The sequence below is a fragment of the Pseudomonas sp. TH08 genome, assembly GCF_016651275.1.
In the GTDB taxonomy this organism is placed as follows: domain Bacteria; phylum Pseudomonadota; class Gammaproteobacteria; order Pseudomonadales; family Pseudomonadaceae; genus Aquipseudomonas.
This window is the reverse complement of the sequence record NZ_JAEKEE010000001.1, coordinates 226,012-243,728: the sequence shown is the minus strand read 5'-3', so window position 1 is coordinate 243,728 and position 17,717 is coordinate 226,012. Positions and strand designations below refer to the sequence as shown.

Annotated in this window: 17 protein-coding genes and 4 tRNA genes; 9 read left to right on the top strand and 12 right to left on the bottom strand. The window is 57.8% G+C overall.

The genetic code is table 11. The features are described from left to right. The first annotated feature begins 202 nt into the window (after positions 1-202). The 5 genes from clpB to JFT91_RS01165 all read left to right on the top strand — a co-directional run bounded on the left by clpB (position 203) and on the right by JFT91_RS01165 (position 3,478). Positions 203-2,767, top strand: coding sequence for an ATP-dependent chaperone ClpB (gene clpB / locus JFT91_RS01185; protein ID WP_201231373.1), 2,565 nt, complete (start codon positions 203-205; stop codon positions 2,765-2,767). 297 nt (positions 2,768-3,064) lie between these two features. After that, positions 3,065-3,140, top strand: a tRNA-Asn gene (locus JFT91_RS01180). A 9-nt stretch (positions 3,141-3,149) separates the two neighbouring features. After that, positions 3,150-3,226, top strand: a tRNA-Pro gene (locus tag JFT91_RS01175). A 5-nt stretch (positions 3,227-3,231) separates the two neighbouring features. After that, positions 3,232-3,307: transfer RNA gene (locus tag JFT91_RS01170), tRNA-Lys, on the top strand. Positions 3,308-3,401: 94 nt separating this feature from the next. Then, positions 3,402-3,478 (top strand) — tRNA-Pro (locus tag JFT91_RS01165). Between the two features lie 115 nt (positions 3,479-3,593). Here JFT91_RS01165 and JFT91_RS01160 read toward each other — a convergent pair. The 5 genes from JFT91_RS01160 to JFT91_RS01140 form a co-directional block, all read right to left on the bottom strand. Further along, positions 3,594-4,001, bottom strand: a complete 408-nt coding sequence (locus JFT91_RS01160) for an HvfA family oxazolone/thioamide-modified RiPP metallophore (RefSeq protein ID WP_201231372.1) — start codon at positions 3,999-4,001, stop codon at positions 3,594-3,596. Positions 4,002-4,279: 278 nt separating this feature from the next. Then, positions 4,280-5,578, bottom strand: coding sequence for an NAD(P)/FAD-dependent oxidoreductase (locus tag JFT91_RS01155; RefSeq protein WP_201228540.1), 1,299 nt, complete (start codon positions 5,576-5,578; stop codon positions 4,280-4,282). Between the two features lie 63 nt (positions 5,579-5,641). Further along, positions 5,642-5,815 (bottom strand): DUF3094 domain-containing protein, encoded by a 174-nt coding sequence (locus JFT91_RS01150; protein WP_007909875.1) that lies wholly within the window; start codon positions 5,813-5,815, stop codon positions 5,642-5,644. Between the two features lie 51 nt (positions 5,816-5,866). Further along, the gene (locus tag JFT91_RS01145) at positions 5,867-6,394 is read right to left on the bottom strand and encodes an MOSC domain-containing protein (protein ID WP_201231371.1); all 528 of its coding nucleotides are present in this window, start codon (positions 6,392-6,394) and stop codon (positions 5,867-5,869) included. Beyond that, positions 6,391-7,017, bottom strand: a complete 627-nt coding sequence (locus tag JFT91_RS01140) for a DUF1780 domain-containing protein (protein ID WP_007909887.1) — start codon at positions 7,015-7,017, stop codon at positions 6,391-6,393. The genes JFT91_RS01145 and JFT91_RS01140 overlap by 4 nt, the downstream gene beginning before the upstream one ends. Positions 7,018-7,209: 192 nt before the next feature. Between JFT91_RS01140 and JFT91_RS01135 the strand changes: the two genes are divergently transcribed. Together JFT91_RS01135 and JFT91_RS01130 are read left to right on the top strand one after the other, a co-directional pair. After that, the gene (locus JFT91_RS01135; protein WP_201231370.1) at positions 7,210-7,899 is read left to right on the top strand and encodes an energy-coupling factor ABC transporter permease; all 690 of its coding nucleotides are present in this window, start codon (positions 7,210-7,212) and stop codon (positions 7,897-7,899) included. 65 nt (positions 7,900-7,964) lie between these two features. Continuing rightward, the gene (locus JFT91_RS01130) at positions 7,965-8,180 is read left to right on the top strand and encodes a hypothetical protein (RefSeq protein ID WP_007959584.1); all 216 of its coding nucleotides are present in this window, start codon (positions 7,965-7,967) and stop codon (positions 8,178-8,180) included. Positions 8,181-8,186: 6 nt separating this feature from the next. Here JFT91_RS01130 and yacG read toward each other — a convergent pair whose 3' ends face one another. The 5 genes from yacG to pilB are packed head-to-tail and all read right to left on the bottom strand — an operon-like array spanning position 8,187 to position 12,798. After that, positions 8,187-8,387 carry a DNA gyrase inhibitor YacG gene (yacG, locus tag JFT91_RS01125; RefSeq protein ID WP_127651961.1) on the bottom strand — a complete coding sequence of 67 codons (201 nt, stop codon included), beginning with the start codon at positions 8,385-8,387 and terminating at the stop codon, positions 8,187-8,189. After that, the gene (coaE, locus tag JFT91_RS01120; protein ID WP_201231369.1) at positions 8,384-9,007 is read right to left on the bottom strand and encodes a dephospho-CoA kinase; all 624 of its coding nucleotides are present in this window, start codon (positions 9,005-9,007) and stop codon (positions 8,384-8,386) included. The genes yacG and coaE overlap by 4 nt, the downstream gene beginning before the upstream one ends. Beyond that, positions 9,004-9,876, bottom strand: coding sequence for a prepilin peptidase (locus JFT91_RS01115; protein WP_201231368.1), 873 nt, complete (start codon positions 9,874-9,876; stop codon positions 9,004-9,006). Before JFT91_RS01115 ends, coaE begins: the two co-directional genes overlap by 4 nt. Position 9,877: 1 nt before the next feature. Continuing rightward, positions 9,878-11,095: a type II secretion system F family protein gene (locus JFT91_RS01110; protein ID WP_201231367.1), complete on the bottom strand. Its 1,218-nt coding sequence runs from the start codon at positions 11,093-11,095 to the stop codon at positions 9,878-9,880. A gap of 2 nt (positions 11,096-11,097) precedes the next feature. Beyond that, complete coding sequence (pilB, locus tag JFT91_RS01105) at positions 11,098-12,798, bottom strand: type IV-A pilus assembly ATPase PilB (protein WP_201228533.1); 1,701 nt, start codon at positions 12,796-12,798, stop codon at positions 11,098-11,100. A 225-nt stretch (positions 12,799-13,023) separates the two neighbouring features. On the opposite strand from pilB, the gene JFT91_RS01100 reads away from it, so the two are divergent. Beyond that, complete coding sequence (locus JFT91_RS01100; RefSeq protein WP_201231366.1) at positions 13,024-13,464, top strand: pilin; 441 nt, start codon at positions 13,024-13,026, stop codon at positions 13,462-13,464. A gap of 300 nt (positions 13,465-13,764) precedes the next feature. After that, entirely contained in the window at positions 13,765-14,121 is a 357-nt protein-coding gene (locus tag JFT91_RS01095; RefSeq protein ID WP_016986244.1) for a BON domain-containing protein, read from the top strand. 231 nt (positions 14,122-14,352) lie between these two features. Here JFT91_RS01095 and JFT91_RS01090 read toward each other — a convergent pair whose 3' ends face one another. Beyond that, positions 14,353-14,649 carry a DUF2845 domain-containing protein gene (locus JFT91_RS01090; protein WP_201231365.1) on the bottom strand — a complete coding sequence of 99 codons (297 nt, stop codon included), beginning with the start codon at positions 14,647-14,649 and terminating at the stop codon, positions 14,353-14,355. Further along, complete coding sequence (locus JFT91_RS01085; RefSeq protein WP_201231364.1) at positions 14,649-17,600, bottom strand: DUF748 domain-containing protein; 2,952 nt, start codon at positions 17,598-17,600, stop codon at positions 14,649-14,651. The genes JFT91_RS01090 and JFT91_RS01085 overlap by 1 nt, the downstream gene beginning before the upstream one ends. Positions 17,601-17,717 lie beyond the last annotated feature (117 nt).

The following is a 17,717-nucleotide window of genomic DNA, read 5'->3' as shown; positions in this document are numbered from 1 at the left end:
GCGGCGCCTTGCCTGACGAAAACAGCCACTCGTCAAAAGAGGATCGTATTTGCGAAGCTGGGCGCCCGCTAGACTTGCCTGACCTGAATCAACCCTCTGACGCTTGAATCTTCCAGAATCGACCGCATCTATAGCGGTATCTGGCAGGTTTCTTTATTCAGGATGGTTTTTAGGTCCGGCCTGCTCAAAAGGAAGGTGACTTATGCGAATAGACCGTTTAACCAGCAAATTACAGTTGGCCTTGTCCGACGCCCAGTCTTTGGCTGTCGGCCACGATCATCCGGCCATCGAGCCGGCGCACTTGATGCAAGCCATGCTTGAACAGCAGGGTGGTTCGATCAAACCTCTGCTGATGCAGGTGGGCTTCGACGTCAACAGCTTGCGTAAAGAGCTGACCAAAGAGCTCGACCAATTACCGAAAATCCAGAACCCGACCGGCGACGTGAATATGTCGCAGGATCTGGCGCGCCTGCTTAATCAGGCTGACCGTCTGGCGCAGCAGAAGGGCGACCAGTTCATTTCCAGTGAGCTGGTGCTGCTCGCTGCAATGGACGAGAACAGCAAGCTTGGCAAGTTGCTGCTCGGCCAGGGCGTGAGCAAAAAAGCCCTGGAAAACGCGATCAACAACCTGCGTGGCGGCGAAGCAGTTAATGACGCCAACCACGAAGAGTCGCGTCAGGCTTTGGATAAATACACCGTCGACCTGACCAAGCGCGCCGAAGACGGCAAGCTCGACCCGGTGATCGGCCGTGACGACGAAATTCGTCGCACCATTCAGGTGTTGCAACGCCGCACCAAGAACAACCCGGTGCTGATCGGTGAGCCTGGCGTGGGTAAAACCGCGATTGCCGAAGGTCTGGCCCAGCGCATCATCAACGGCGAAGTGCCGGATGGCCTCAAGGGCAAGCGTTTGCTGTCGCTGGATATGGGCGCGCTGATTGCCGGTGCCAAGTATCGCGGTGAGTTCGAAGAACGCCTGAAATCGCTGCTCAATGAGCTGTCGAAGCAGGAAGGGCAGATCATTCTGTTCATCGACGAACTGCACACCATGGTTGGCGCCGGTAAAGGCGAAGGCTCGATGGACGCCGGCAATATGCTCAAGCCTGCTTTGGCGCGTGGTGAGTTGCACTGCGTCGGCGCGACCACGCTCAACGAATACCGCCAATATATAGAGAAGGACGCAGCGCTCGAACGACGCTTCCAGAAAGTCCTCGTGGATGAGCCGAGTGAAGAAGACACCATCGCCATCCTGCGCGGCCTCAAAGAGCGTTACGAGGTTCACCACAAGGTGGCGATCACCGACGGCGCAATCATTGCCGCGGCCAAGCTCAGTCATCGCTACATCACCGATCGGCAACTGCCGGACAAGGCCATCGACCTGATCGACGAGGCCGCGAGCCGTATCCGTATGGAGATCGACTCCAAACCGGAAGTGCTCGATCGTCTGGAGCGTCGCCTGATTCAGTTGAAGGTGGAATCGCAGGCGCTGAAGAAAGAAAGCGATGAAGCGGCGATGAAACGTCTGGAGAAACTCCAGGAAGAAATCGTCCGTCTTGAGCGTGAGTATTCGGATCTGGAAGAAATCTGGAACTCGGAAAAAGCCGAGGTGCAGGGTTCTGCACAGATTCAGCAGAAGATCGAACAGTCGCGTCAGGAGCTGGAAGCGGCTCGTCGTAAAGGCGATCTGAATCGCATGGCCGAGTTGCAGTACGGGGTGATCCCGGATCTGGAACGCAGCCTGCAAATGGTCGATCAGCACGGCAAGAGCGAAAACCAGTTGCTGCGCAGCAAGGTGACTGAAGAAGAGATCGCTGAAGTCGTGTCGAAATGGACCGGCATCCCTGTGTCGAAAATGCTCGAAGGCGAGCGCGACAAGCTGATGAAGATGGAAAGCCTGTTGCACAAACGGGTGATCGGCCAGGAAGAAGCCGTGGTCGCCGTGGCCAACGCCGTACGGCGTTCGCGTGCCGGGTTGTCCGACCCGAATCGTCCGAGCGGCTCGTTCATGTTCCTCGGCCCGACCGGTGTCGGTAAAACCGAGCTGTGCAAGGCCCTGGCCGAATTCCTCTTTGATACAGAAGAGGCGATGGTGCGGATCGACATGTCCGAGTTCATGGAGAAACATTCCGTGGCACGGCTGATCGGTGCGCCACCGGGATACGTCGGTTACGAAGAGGGCGGTTACCTGACCGAGGCTGTGCGTCGCAAGCCTTATTCGGTGATCCTGCTGGACGAAGTCGAGAAGGCGCACCCGGATGTGTTCAACATCCTGCTGCAAGTGCTTGAGGATGGTCGCTTGACCGACAGCCATGGCCGCACGGTGGACTTCCGCAATACCGTGATCGTGATGACCTCGAACCTCGGTTCTGTGCAGATTCAGGAACTGGTCGGTGATCGGGAGGCGCAGCGTGCTGCGGTGATGGATGCGCTGACGTCGCACTTCCGTCCGGAGTTCATCAACCGGGTCGACGAAGTGGTGATCTTCGAGCCTCTGGCGCGTGATCAGATCGCGGGCATTACCGAGATCCAGTTGGGTCGTCTGCGTACTCGTCTGGCTGGGCGTGAACTGAAGCTGGAACTGAGTCCGGAAGCAATGGACAAGCTGATCGCGGTTGGTTACGACCCGGTGTATGGCGCACGTCCTCTGAAACGCGCGATCCAGCGCTGGATCGAAAACCCGTTGGCGCAATTGATCCTTTCGGGTCATTTCATGCCAGGCGACACGGCAACCGGCGTGGTCGAGAACGACGAAATCGTTTTCAACTAAGTCCAAACGCCAATGAAAATTGGCAGGCCCCACATTGTGGGGCCTTTTTTTTCGTTAGGCTGTTGAACTCAAAGGAAAAGGCTTGTAAAGTGCGCCCCGCAGTCAGTCGCCAAGACGGTCTCAGCTCACTGAGTTGAAATCTGAAATAAGTTGCAAATCATTAACTTGAAAGCAATTTAGGGGGTTGACAGAGGTGTTCTAGGTTGTAGAATAGCGCGCCTCAGACACACGAACGCAGCGATGCGAACGAGAGTCTAAGAGCTGTAAGTTTCACCGTTGTAAATTGAAATATGTAGTTCCGTGATAGCTCAGTCGGTAGAGCAAATGACTGTTAATCATTGGGTCCCAGGTTCGAGTCCTGGTCACGGAGCCAATTTCAAGCCGGGGTATAGCGCAGTCCGGTAGCGCGCCTGCTTTGGGAGCAGGATGTCAGGAGTTCGAATCCCCTTACCCCGACCATTTTTGGGTCGTTAGCTCAGTTGGTAGAGCAGTTGGCTTTTAACCAATTGGTCGTAGGTTCGAATCCCACACGACCCACCATTTTTGAAACCAGTTAACGCTGGAATCGAATCTTAAGATCAGAGGCCAAAAGCGCTGATCGAAGAAGGCGACTGAAAGGTCGCCTTTTTTTTACCGGGGTATAGCGCAGTCCGGTAGCGCGCCTGCTTTGGGAGCAGGATGTCAGGAGTTCGAATCCCCTTACCCCGACCATATTAAAAATCCTCGTATCGAAAGATACGGGGATTTTTTGCCTCAAATTCATGAACAGGCAGACACGAAAAAGCCGCGCTTTCCGAAAAAGAGCGCGGCTTGGTTTTTCCGGCAATCAGGCGCCGTCTTGATCCTTCAAGTGCTCGAACAGGCCTTTAGGCATTTTCTTGCCATTGGCTTCGAAATTGGCCTTCACGTTGTTGTAGGCCTCTTGCTCGTCGATGAAGCCGTCATGGTTGGTGTCGATCTTGTCGAAGTCGGACTTTGGCGCGACCTTGAGGAATTCCGCGCGGGATACCTTGCCGTCGCCGTCGGTATCAGTCTTCGCCATCGACGCATCGCCACACTTACCTTCACCGCATTTGCCTTCCGGCGCTTTCACCGAGGTTTCTGCCGAGGCCGCCATGTAGCCCTGAGCCAGCGGCTGTGCAGCGAATACCGAGCCGGACAACATCAGGCCGCCAGCCAGTGCAGCGCCGAGCAGGCCGATGGATTTTTTACCGAGAGTCGAAGTGCGGGACATTTACATTCTCCTGGGCTGCGCAACGCAACCACACGTTAAGGACGAGAGCCTGAGCAGGTGTTGCTCGGGTGTGGCCATTAAGCGGTGGCGGTGTATCGCGTCTGTGTCGCGGAGCGGGGAGTTTGTAAGCGAAGGTGGGATATAGAGGGCGCAGATACACTACGAGACAGAATCGCAAAGCAAATGTAGGAGTGAGCCTGCTCGCGATAGCGGTGTGTCAGACGACATCTTTGTCATTTGACACACCGCTGTCGCGAGCAGGCTCACTCCTACAGTGTTTAGTGCAGTTTGAGGCGCGGCTCGGTCCCGCGACCAATCTTGCTGCCGAGCATCAGCATTGCTGTGCGGAATGGCCCATACAGCGCCATCTGGTGCATGCGGTACAACGACACGTAAAACATCCGCGCCAGCCAGCCTTCGAGCATCACGCTGCCGGTCAGGTTGCCCATCAGGTTACCCACGGCCGAGAAACGCGACAGCGAGATCAGCGAACCGTAGTCGGTGTATTTGTACTCCGGCAAAGTCTTGCCTTCGATGCGCAGTTTCAGCGATTTGGCCAGCAACGACGCCTGTTGGTGCGCGGCTTGGGCACGCGGCGGTACGTTGCGATCGGTGCCCGGCTGCGGGCAGGCGGCGCAGTCACCGAAAGCGAAGATGTTTTCATCGCGGGTGGTTTGCAACGTCGGCAACACTTGCAGTTGATTGATGCGGTTGGTTTCCAGGCCGTCGATGTCCTTGAGGAAACCCGGTGCCCGAATACCTGCGGCCCAGACTTTCAGACTGGCCTTGATCTCGTTGCCGTCGGCGGTGATCAGGCTGTCGGCCGTCACTTCGCTGACCGAAGCGTTGGTCATCACGTTGACGCCGAGTTTCTCCAGGGTCTTGTGCACCGGGCCGCTGATGCGTTCTGGCAAGGCTGGCAACACCCGTGGCCCGGCTTCGATCAGGGTGATGTGCATGTTTTCCGGTTTGATCCGGTCGAGACCATATGCTGCCAGTTCATGCGCCGCGTTGTGCAACTCTGCGGCCAGCTCAACGCCTGTGGCGCCGGCACCGACGATGGCTACGCTGATCTGCTCGACCACATCGGTTTGCCCCGCATGCGCGCGCAGATAGTGGTTGAGCAGTTGCTGGTGGAAGCGCTCGGCCTGTTTGCGGGTATCGAGAAACAGGCAGTGCTGCGCCGCGCCCTGAGTGCCGAAATCGTTGGTGGTGCTGCCGACGCTGATCACCAGCGAGTCGTACTGCACTTCACGCGCAGGCACCAGTTCTACGCCGCTTTCGTCGTAGGTGGCGGCCAGCTGGATTTTCTTTTGGGCGCGATCGAGCCCGCTCATGCGTCCCAACTGGAACTCGAAGTGGTTCCATTTCGCTTGGGCAACATAGTTGAGTTCGTCTTCGGAAGAGTTCAGCGAGCCGGCGGCCACTTCGTGCAGCAGGGGCTTCCAGATGTGCGTCAGGTTGGCGTCGACCAGCATCACGCTGGCCGTGCCGCGCTTGCCCAGAGTCTTACCCAGACGGGTAGCCAACTCCAGACCGCCGGCGCCGCCGCCGACAATAACAATACGATGGGACATAGGGATAACTCGCAAGGTTTTTAAAGGAAATCGGTGCGGTTACCCAAGCGAGCGCCAAGCAGCTCATAGCGTCAGGTAACTGATAAATCGGCTCAACAGGCCCAGACCAATGGTCACTGCCAGTACCAGCACCAGGAGCATCCACGGCCGGAATGGCCGGCGCTCGACACGGTGTTGGGACAGTTGCAGGTACTCTTCGACATGTTTCTGGTCTTCGGGGTTCAGGCGGCTGGTCATAATTGCCTCGTCAGGTAGACGTTGCTGAATGTGAACAAGCTACAGCGGTTTTTATCCGGGGTTGAACGCAGCATAGCCGCTGTCCGGAACCGGCTCGACAGACACGCCATCATCGAGGCGAATGATCCCGCTTTGTAACACCCGCGCGGTAATTCCGCCATGCCCGCGCACGGCTTGAAAGGTGCCGGGGCCGAGGTTGTTCTGCAGGCGTGCGCAAGGCTGACACCAGCCAGTCGTTTCGAATATGGCCTGACCGATACGAAAGCGCCGACCCTTGAGGCTAAACAAATTGATACCGCTGATAACGAGGTTGCGTCGCAGATCTTCAGGCCTGACCGGTTGATCGACGGAGCGACCCATCAACGCGCTGATCACTGGCAGATGTTCGAACTGAATCAGCGTCACCTGCCGTGCGTTACGTAAACCAGGGCGAGCGTGGTCGCCGGTCAGCCCGGCCTCCAGCCGTGCTTCCACGGCATCCAGCTCGATCATCGGCCCACGGGATTCGGGGCGCACGCCGATCCAGCGAACGCGGCCGGTTTGCGGTACATCGGCGATCAATTGTTGAAGTGGCGTCACAGGCTGATTCCGACATCGAAAACGATACTGCGGCCGAGATTGCTACGCAGGAAATCCGGTGCATCCGGGTGAGCAAACAGTACCCGAGCGAACGTCGGACCGACCAGCGACAGTGAGCGCCAGCCTTGGCGCAAATACTCGGTCGGCGGCGGAAAGTGGCTGTTCAAATCCAGCACTTCGCGCTTGAGACTGGCGAAGGCGATGATATCCAGTTCGCCCAGATCCATGCCGCGTTCTTTGTAGTTGTGTGCTTTTTTACGCAAGGTTGGCGCCAGTCGCAGAAGAAACTCATTGGCCGGGATACGTTTGGGTTTGGCTTCGCGGCGTACCAATTGGCTGAGCGAGAAGGCGCTGCGTCGACGTTGCAATTCATCGCGCCATTCGTCGTTTAGCCGCCGGCCCTCATCGAGCACGAAGAACACTTCAAAGTTGGCGTCGCGAAACAGCACGTCCGGCGGCTCGCCGGCGGGGGCGAATTCGTCGGCGCGGTAGGGAATGTTCAAGCCTTGCAGCAGGCGCTGGCAGACCCAACGCTCACGCTCCCATTTGCGGGCATTGGACAGGAACGCGTTGGCTTGCTCGGCCGCGATGGTCAGCAGGCGTAAATAATCTGAGTCATCCATAGGCCCAAGCTTAGCGTTCAAATGCGACAAGCAGATAGCTTTGCATCGAGCGGTGTAGACTTTTCAGCACAGGAATCGCGCCCATGCAGAAGCTGTCGAAGGCTGCGATCTTTTGATCCTGTTTATTAAAGATCAAAATATCGCAGCCTTCGGCAGCTCCTACAGGGTATTCGAAGGAGAGGTGAGGGAATCATGATCGGTGCTGAACTGTTGTCGTTCACAAGTCTGACGCTCGGCTGGCTGATTTATTTGCCAGTGCTATTCTGGGCGATCATGCGCGCGCCTTGGGTCGAGCTGTTCAGCGACAGCCGTCGCCAGCACCTGCTGTTTGGCACAGTGTTCGCCCTGTTTCTGTTGTGGCTGGTGCGCAGGGATTTCGACACCGGCGTGTCTTATCACTTCATCGGCATGACAGCGGTAACGCTTCTGCTCGACTGGCCGCTGGCGATTGTCGGCGGGCTGATCGCACAAATCGGCCTGGTGCTACTCGGGCGTCAGGATCTCGCGGCGCTTGGGGTCAACGGTGCACTGTTTATCTTGTTACCGGTGGCCGTTACCGAGTGCGTGGCGATTCTCGTCGAACGTGCGCAGCCGCGTAATCCGTTCGTGTACATCTTTTGTTCCGGGTTTCTGGCGGCTGCATTGTCGGCGTTACTGTGCCTGCTGCTGAGCCTGACCTTGCTCTGGTACGACGGCCTCTTTGCCATGCCGGAATGGCTGGAAGACTTCATTGGTTACCTGTGGCTGATCATATTCCCCGAGGCGTTTATCAACGGGATGGTCATCAGTGCATTGGTGGTGTTCTGCCCTGAATGGCTGGAGACCTTCAATCGCACGCGCTACCTTTCGGCGCCGTGGAAGGACGACGATCCGAAGTCTTGATCCACATCAAACCCGTCACGCGCGGGAAATTTCATGCTCGGGCAAATCCCTTCAGGAGCAGCGGCATGAGTGTGTACGAATGGGCGAGGCAGGAAACCCGGCAGAGTCTGGAGATGGCGCAAGAGGTGGGTTTTGACCCGGGGTTGAGTTTGCGCGCCTTGCTCAGTGCAGTGGTGCAACAGAGCAAGGCGGTGCGCAACGCCGAAGACCTGGCTGACGAGTTGCGCTTTCTTGCGGAAAACCTCGACGACGATCAGGACTACGGCTTTATGCGACCCTGATCGGCCTCAGTGACGTGGATCGAAATCGCCGGAAAACATCTCGTCTTCTGCGTCCGGGGCCACCGGGATCTTGTGTTCTTCCGACGCCCAGGCGCCGAGGTCGATCAGTTTGCAGCGATCGGAGCAGAACGGCCGAAACTTGTTTTCGGGGGTGAATTCGACGGGCGCGCCGCAGGTCGGGCATTCAACGGTGGGAATCTGGCTCATGCTTGGCCTCCGGATAAAGTCAGGTAAAAGTGATGCAGACGTTCGACTTCGCTGTGCAGCCAGGCGAGGTCGCGGTCGTTGACCACCACGTCATCGGCACGGCTCAAACGGTCTTCGCGGCTCGATTGGGCCTTGAGGATTGCTTGAACCTGCTGTTCGCTGGTCTGGTCACGCTGCAAGGTGCGTTCGATCTGCAATTGTTGCGGGGCGTCGATCACCAGAATGCGCTGGGTCAGCGCGTATTGCCCGGACTCGATCAACAGCGGCGAAACCAGAATCGCGTAAGGCGATTTTGCCAGCGCCAAGTGATGAGCGATTTCCTCGGCGATCAACGGGTGCAGCAGTGCTTCGAGCCAGCGGCGCTCTTCAGGCACTTCAAAAATAAGTTTGCGCAGGGCGGCGCGATCGAGTGTGCCATCGGCTTGCAGGACACCGGCGCCGAAGTGTTCGGCAATTTTTGCCAGCGCCGGGCGCCCCGGTTCGACCACCCAGCGCGCCGCATGATCAGCGTCCACCACATGGATGCCAAGGTCGATGAAGTGCTGGGCTGCCGCGCTTTTGCCGCTGCCGATGCCGCCGGTCAGGCCGAGTATCCAGGGTTTTTTCACAGGGGTATTCATTGCAAACCGACAAACTGCCAATAGAAGTCGGTTATTTGACCACCCCAGAGCAAGGCAATCCAGCCGGCAATTGCCAGATAGGGGCCGAAGGGGATCGGCGTCGAGGTTTCCTGCTTGCGCAAACGCAGCAGAATCACCCCGATGATCGCGCCCACCAGAGACGACAGCAGGATCGTCAGTGGCAGAATCTGCCAGCCACCCCAAGCGCCACACAGTGCCAACAGCTTGAAATCACCGTGACCGATGCCGTCCTTGCCGGTCAGCAACTTGAACAGCCAGAACACCGACCACAGCGCCATGTAGCCCGCCACCGCGCCCCATAACGCATCGTGCAGGGGCACGAACAATCCGAAACTGTTGACGATCAGCCCAAGCCAAAGCAGCGGCAGCACCAACACATCCGGCAGCAACTGATGCTCGGTGTCGATCAGACTCATGGCCAACAAGCCCCAGGTCAGGAAGATCAACAGGCAAGCCTGCCAGCCAAAACCGAAATGCCAGGCAATGAATGCCGAGAGCAGGCCGCAGGCCAGTTCGGTCAGCGGATAACGTTTGCTGATCGGCGCAGCGCAGGCCGAGCAGCGCCCGCGCAACCACAGGTAACTGAGCAGCGGAATGTTTTCCCACGGGCGGATCTTGTGCGCGCAGTGCGGGCACTCGGAGTGGGGCAGCATCAGGTTGTAGGTCGGCTGCGGCGTTTCACCGGGCAAACCGAGCACATCCTGGGCCTGCTGGCGCCAATCGCGTTCGAGCATTTTCGGCAGGCGCCAGATCAGCACATTGAGGAAGCTGCCGACCACCAGCCCGAGGAGCAGCGCGGTACAGACAAAGGCCAGAGGATAGAGGGCAAACAGTTCTTCGATAGGCATGTCAGATCGCTGAGCCGAGTTGGAAGATCGGCAGGTACATGGCCACGACCAGCCCGCCGACGATCACCCCCAGCACGACCATGATGAACGGCTCCATGAGGCTGGTGAGGTTGTCGACCATGTTATCCACTTCTTCTTCGTAAAACCCTGCGACCTTGTCGAGCATCTCATCCAGCGCGCCGGACTCTTCGCCGATGGCGGTCATTTGTACCGCCATGTTCGGGAAGACCCCGGTGGTGCGCATCGAGAAGTTCAACTGCATGCCTGTGGCGACGTCCTGGCCAATCCGTAGCACCGCGCGCTTGAACACTACGTTGCCGGTCGCACCGGCCACCGAGTCGAGCGCCTCCACCAACGGCACCCCGGCGGCGAAGGTGGTCGACAAGGTTCGGGCAAATCGCGCCACGGCGGACTTGTACATCAGCGTGCCCACCAACGGCAGTTTCAGTAGCCAGGTGTCGCGCCGGTCACGTAGCGCCTGGGATTTCTTCAGTGCATGGCGAGTACCGAACACGGCCGCGATCACCACACCGAGTACGGCCCACCACCATTGCTGCATGAACTCCGAGATCGAGATGACCATCAGCGTGAACGCCGGCAGTTCTGCGCCGAAGCCGGAGAACACCGATTGAAATTGCGGCACCACTTTCACCAGCAGAATCCCGGTGACCACCATCGCCACCAGTACCACGGCGGTGGGGTAGGTCATGGCTTTCTTGATCTTGGCTTTGAGTCGTTCGCTTTTTTCCTTATAGGTCGCGACACGCTCCAGCAAGGTATCGAGCGCACCGGACTGTTCGCCGGCATCGACCAGGTTGCAATACAACTCGTCGAAATACTGCGGCTTCTTGCGCAGCGCCGTGGCGAAGCTGTTACCGGCCGCGACTTCCTGTTTTACCTCATCGACCAGTTTGCGCATGGCCGGGTTGTCGAAGCCTTCGCCGATGATGTCGAACGACTGCAGCAGCGGCACACCGGCCTTCATCATGGTTGCCATTTGCCGGGTGAACAGGGCGATGTCCTGCGCCTTGATGCGCTTGCCGAAGCTCAATAAGGAAGCCGACTTCTTGCGTACCTTGCCCGGATTGATGCCTTGTTTGCGCAACTGCGCCTTGACCAGTGCAGGGTTATGTCCGCTGAGCTCACCGCTGAGTTTGCTGCCCTTCTTGTCGGTACCTTCCCAGGCGTAGATGCTGATTTTCGCTGCCTTGACCGCCATGTTCAGTCCTTGGTGACCCGGTTGATTTCTTCCAGGCTGGTGATGCCTTGCATGGCCTTGTGCAGCCCTGAGGTGCGTAAGTCGTCGAAGCCGTCGCGCCGCATCTGGCTGTCGATTTCCAGCGAGTTGCCTTCGGCCATGATCAGGCGTTGCAGTTCAGCTGTGTTCTTCACCACTTCATAAATCCCCACGCGCCCCTTATAGCCGCCGTTGCAGTGATCGCAACCGACCGGCTCGTAGATCGTGAAATGGCCGATGCGTTCCGCGGGGAAACCTTCCTTGATCAGTGCTTCACGGGGGATTTCGATGGGCTTCTTGCAATGACTGCATAATTTGCGCGCCAGCCGCTGGGCGATGATCAGGCTGACCGAGGTGGCAATGTTGAAGCCGGGAATGCCCATATTATGCAAGCGTGTCAGGGTTTCTGCGGCGCTGTTGGTGTGCAGGGTCGAGAGCACGAGGTGACCGGTTTGCGCCGCTTTGATGGCGATCTCGGCGGTTTCCAGATCACGGATCTCACCGACCATGATCACGTCCGGATCCTGACGCAGGAACGAGCGCAGGGCCTGAGCAAAGTCGAGTCCTTGTTTGGGATTGACGTTGACCTGGTTGATACCTTCCATGTTGATCTCTACCGGGTCTTCGGCGGTGGAGATGTTGATGTCGACGGTATTGAGAATATTAAGCCCGGTGTACAGCGACACGGTTTTCCCTGACCCGGTGGGGCCGGTGACCAGAATCATGCCTTGCGGCTGCTTGAGCGCGGCCATGTACAAATCTTTTTGCGCCGGCTCGTAACCGAGCGCATCAATGCCGATTTGCGCGCTGGACGGGTCGAGAATCCGGATCACCACTTTTTCGCCCCACAGAGTGGGCAGGGTGTTGACCCGGAAGTCGATCGACTTGCTCTTTGACAGGCGCATCTTTATTCGCCCGTCCTGCGGTTTGCGTCGCTCGGAAATGTCGAGGCTGGCCATGACTTTCAGGCGCGCAGCAATGCGCCCGGCCAGTTGAATCGGTGGTTTGGCCACCTCGCGCAGAATGCCGTCGGTGCGTACCCGCACGCGGTAGTTTTTTTCGTAGGGTTCGAAGTGCAGGTCGGAAGAGCCGCTTTTGATCGCATCCAGCAGCATCTTGTGGACGAAGCGCACCACCGGCGCATCATCGGCGTCGATGACGCCGATGGCATCCTCTCTGCCGTCGTCGATGGACTGGACATCGACACCGTCGAGGTCAACGTCGGCCATCTCCTCGAGACCACTGGCATGGGTGTCGAAGAACTTTTCGATGGCATCGGTGAGTTTGTCGTCTTCGACCAGAATGGCTTCGGTGCTCAGCCCGGTGCTGAACTGGATGTCGTTGATCGCCTGGTGATTGCTCGGATCGGATATGCCCACGAACAGTTTGTTGCCACGCCGCCACAGGGGCAGGGCGTGGTGTTGGCGCACCAGTTTTTCGCTGACCAGGCCTTTGGGCTGGGTTTCCTTGTCCAGGCAGTTGAGGTCGAGAAACGCCATGCCGAAATGCTCTGACGCGATCTCGGCCACCTGCCAGCCTTTCACCAGTTTGTTCTGCACCAGATAACTGACCAGCGACAGGCGATTGCGCTGGGCCTGTTGCCAGGCTTGTTGTGCACTTTTTTCCGTCAGCAGTTCAGCCTGCACCAATTGTTTGGCCAGACCGCTCAGAGCGATGTCATTCATGGGGATTCCGCACGCTTGCAGTTCATGACTTATAGCCTAGTCAAGTGACAGCGCCAAACACGGCGGGTACAGGTGACAAAAAGTGTCAGATAGTGCGGTTACAGGTTGTAGGAAAGGGCGGAGCGCGGTATCGGCGCCCACTGCTCAGGGCCTGAAGGCGTTGGCATGGGCTATGCTGCGTCCTTTGCAGATCATGAGATTTCGACTCATGCATGGAGCGTGTCTATGAAAAAACAACAAGGTTTTACCCTGATCGAGCTGCTGATCGTCGTCGCGATCATCGGCATTCTGGCGACGATTGCGTTGCCGCAGTACACCAAATATCAGGCGCGCTCGAAAGTGACGGCCGGCCTGGCGGAAGTCAGCGCCCTGAAAGTGCCGTTCGAGGACACCATCAACCAAGGTACCGATCCAACGCTGACGCTGGTCGCGGGTAGCGCTACCGCGACTACTTCCAACTGCACACTGGCGGCTTCGGGCACGGCTTCGACCGGTGCCGGTTCGATTACCTGCACGCTGGTTGCCGCTCCAGGGCCGGTATTGGGTAAAACGATCACGCTCACCCGTACCGGTGCTGCAACAGGCAGTACGTCGGGCGTTTGGAGCTGTGCTACGACCGTTAACGCGGACTACTCGCCAAAGGGCTGTACTGCCAGCGGTACGTAATGTCAGGTCTTGTCTGAGCAATAAATGCCCCGCAATGCGGGGCATTTTTCATTGTCTGACGCTTCACAAAAGCTTCAATAATTTCAGCGCCTTAGGAACTTTCCGAAAAACCGCAACTTGCATGTGAATTTTGCACATGTCATGCAATTTGCATGAATCCGGAAATTTGCATTATTTATAAGGTATTGATTTATAAGGATTTTATGTGTTTTAAAAAGTTGGCACAGCGTTCGCAATATATCCAGTAACCCTGCTGACAAGACACGCAGCAGACTTTCCAGAAAAACAGGAGTTACTCGTATGAAGAAGTTCGCTATCACTGCCGCTGCTGCTACCGCGCTGACCCTGACCATGGCTTCCGGTGCGTTTGCACAATCCACCCAGGCTACCCAGGCTCCAATGACTCTGGCCGCCGGTGAAATGACCAAGGCTAAAGAAACTACTTCCGATACCTGGATCACTACCAAAGTCAAAAGCGACCTGGTTACCGAAAAAGGCATCCCAGGCACCGACATCAAAGTAGAAACCAACAAAGGTGTGGTATCGCTGTCGTCGACTGTAGCTATCACCGAAGCTCAGAAAACCACCGCGGTGAACATCACCAAGAAAATCAAAGGCGTCAAAGCGGTCTCCGCTGACGGCCTGAAAGCCGAGTAAGGCATGACTTCTCGCCTGGACCGGGAGAAGGCGCGACAGACGGGCCGAGCAATACGTCTGCCGCCACTTTAGAGTTCATGCGAACGGTCACACGGAAGTGACCATTACAGGCCCCGCCATTCGTGTCGGGGCCTGTTTTATTGTGTGGAAGCAAAGATCGCAGCCTGCGGCAGCTGCTACATGGGATACGATCCCTGTAGGATCTGCCGCAGGCTGCGATCTTTTGATCTTTCAGTTACCGCGTTTGCTGTTGATCTGCCGCAGGCGATTGCCTTCAAAGCGCAGGTATTGGTACATGCCGTTGCTCGGCCCGTACGTCCACTCCTCGACCTGGAACTCTTCCCGGCGATTGGCGCTACGCTTGTAGCCCAGCACGTCGCGGCTGACTGGTTCGCCACACTTTTGCAGCACTTCGCTGGAGCGATCGCCGAGGCTGATCAATTGGCTGCCACAGCGCAGCGTGTCGGACGCCACGGCATGGCCGGCAGCGAAGCTCAGTGTCAGCGCGGCCAGCCATTGGCGCTTCATCACTCGGCATCCAGGTGCATTTGTGTCACTACACGACCATCGCTTTCAGACTCGCCAAGGTTGGCGTCGATGAAATACACGCGGTCGTCCGCCAACTGGCCTTTGTCGACCAGATAGTCCTTGATGCTGCTGGCGCGATCCTGACCCAACTGACGCAGCAATACATCGCTGCCGCTCCAGAAGCTGATCACGCCTGCGCGCATTTTCGCCGTGCGTTCTTCCTTGCCCAGATCCTTCCATTCGGCCGGAGGCTGAGTTTTCAGGCGGGTGCGGTAGATGCCTTCAAGCAGCGGGCCTTTTTCGCCGTCCGGCACCTGCAGCAACGATGCCTGGGCCGGCACCTTGTCGCCGCGACGCTGGAGCATCTTGTAGTAGTTGTACTGATATTCACGTTCCAGACGCTGTTCGGCGAGCAATGGGCCGTCGCTGCTTTTCGCGGCAGTGCCTTCGATTTCCAGGCGCAGGGCCGGACGTGCCTTGAGCGCTTGGGACAACTTGTCCAGCGCACCTTGGGCATCCTTGCTCAAGTCACTTGAGCCAGGCGCGAAGGACACCGTCCCGAGGTCTTCGGAACCGCCGCCGCTAATCAGTCCGCCAATCAGTTTGAATGGGGCGGCTGCAGCTTTGACGATGAGGTTGCGCAGGGTCTGCCAGACAATCGGCATCACGCTGAACTGCGGGTTGTTCAAGTCGCCGGTCACCGGCAGTTCGATGGAGATCTTGCCGTCGACGTCCTTGAGCAAGGCGATCGCCAGTTTCAGCGGCAAGCTGACGGCATCCGGGCTGTCGACTTTCTCGCCGAGTTGCAGTTGCTCGACCACCACTTTGTTCTCGGCTTTGAGCTGGCCCTTGGTGATCAGGTAATGCAGGTCGAGATTGAGCCGGCCCTTGCGGATGCGGTAACCGGCGAACTTGCCGGAATAGGGCGTCAGGGTGGTCAGTTCGACCCGTTTGAAACTGGTGGTGATATCGAGGCTGGCCATCGGGTCGAATGGATTGACCGCGCCCTTGATGGTCACTGGTGCATAGCGGTCGACCTTGCCATTGATGTCGACGCTGGCTGGTTTCGTCTGACGACTGTCGATGGTGCCGATCTGGCCGTTAAGTTGCTGGACGGCGGTGGCGAAGTTCGGCGTCAGGCTGAAGTCGGCGAAGTTGGCGGAACCGTCATTGATGGCGATGCCGCCGATGTGAATGCCCAACGGCTTGTCTTTGCTGGCCGGTTTGGCCGCGGCGGTTTTTGCTCCGCTGTCGGCAGGCTGTGGAATCAGCAGGTCATCGATGTTGGTGGTGCGGTCATCGTTGATCATGAAGCGCACATACGGCTGGAACAGGTTGACCTTGTCGATCGACAGGCTGTCGCCGTGCTGATAGTTCAGGCCTTCCACCACCACTTGCTGCCATTTGAGGAAGTCGCGGGTTTTCAGGGTGTCGAGGGTGTGCAGTTGATCGATCTGCGCACGTCCGGTCACGCTGAGGGCCAGCGGCGCGGTACTTTTCAGATTGACCTTGAGGTCACTGCCCAGCATGCCGCTGCGCAGTTCGAGGCGAATGAACGGATTGATGTACGACTGTGCGACACGCAGGTCGATGTCCTGGGTTTTGACGTTGAGCTGAGCGTTGACCGGGGCGAGGTTGACCGTGCCATCGGCGCTGATCTTGCCTTGCTTGCCCAGCCCGCTGTCGAGCTTGAGCTTGAAGGGCGAGCCGTTGAGGCTGTCGAAATCCTGCAGGTTGACGTTCAGCGGGGTGATGTCCAGCGCGACTGCAGGCGTTGCCGAACGGTCGGCGAGATGCACGGTGTAGTTGCGCAATTGCACGTCTTTGAGCAGCACTTGCCAGGGTTTGCTCGGCGCCGTCGGTTCAGCTTTCGGCGAGTCTGCGGCCGCTGGAGTACTGGCTGGTTCGGCGGCGGCTTTGGCTGCCGGTTTCGACGGTTGACTGGCGAACAGTTTTTGCCAGTCCAGTTGGCCGTCGGCTTCAAGCGCGGCCCAGGTTTCGAGCTTCTGGCTACGGATCTTGCCGACCACCACTTGTTGTTTGGCCAGATCAACGCTGGTTTCGCTGACATCGAGGCGTTCGAGTTTCGCCAGTGGGCGACCGTCCGGCGCCTTGATCGCGAAAGGCGCAATGCTCACCGCGACGTTATTGAGCAGCAGTTCGGTTTCTTTCGACAGATTGAGTTTGTATTCGGTGCTGAGGCTGATCACGCCGTCTTCGAGCACCAATGGCACAGAATCACGCACGTAAGGCCAGAAAGCTTTCATCCTGCCGTCGGTAACTTTCAGCGTGCCTTCGGAGGTGAACGGGATCAGGCTGAAGTTGCCTTTCCAGTCGATCTGCCCACCCGCCGGACCGGCGGCGACCAGCGTCATATCGGCGCTGTCTTCGGGCAGGGTGCTGAGGTTTTTCAACTCGAAATCGAGTTTGTCGTAAAGGAATTCGATCGGCTCGCTTGGCCGTGCATCCTGGAAGTGCAGCATGCCGCCGGCCAGTTTGATGCGATCAATGCGCAGCGGGAAAGGTTTGGCGTTCGGATCGGTCGGGGTCGGCTCGCTGGCTGGAAGCTTGAACAGGCTTAGCAGGTTGAGCTTGCCGTCTTTGCCAAAGACGATTTCGGTTTTGGATTTTTCCAGTTCGATATCGGACAGGTGCAGGGCTTTTGTCCACAGGCTGTCGAGTTGCAGGTTGGCGTACAGTCGCTCGAAACCGACCTGTTCCTTACCCGGCTCGCCAATGACCAGCCCCCACAGCGTGACTTCAAGGCTGAACGGGTTGAGCTCGATACGCTGCAGATGCGCGGGCACCGTCGCGTAATTGGCCAGTTGCTGGTTGGCTATGCGCAGGGCGATGCCCGGCAAAATCAGAAACCCCAGCAGGCTGTAAAGGGCCAGAGCAGTCAACAAGGCGCCTATCGCGCGAATCAATCCTTTGGGCATGTGCGGCTTCATCTGTCTGAATCGGAGTGCCTTGGAGTATGGCACGCGATTCTGGTTCCGAAGTGCCTGGTGTGGGACAGGATTGTTCAGATTCTTCTGTAGGAACAAATAACATGTGGGAGCGAGCCT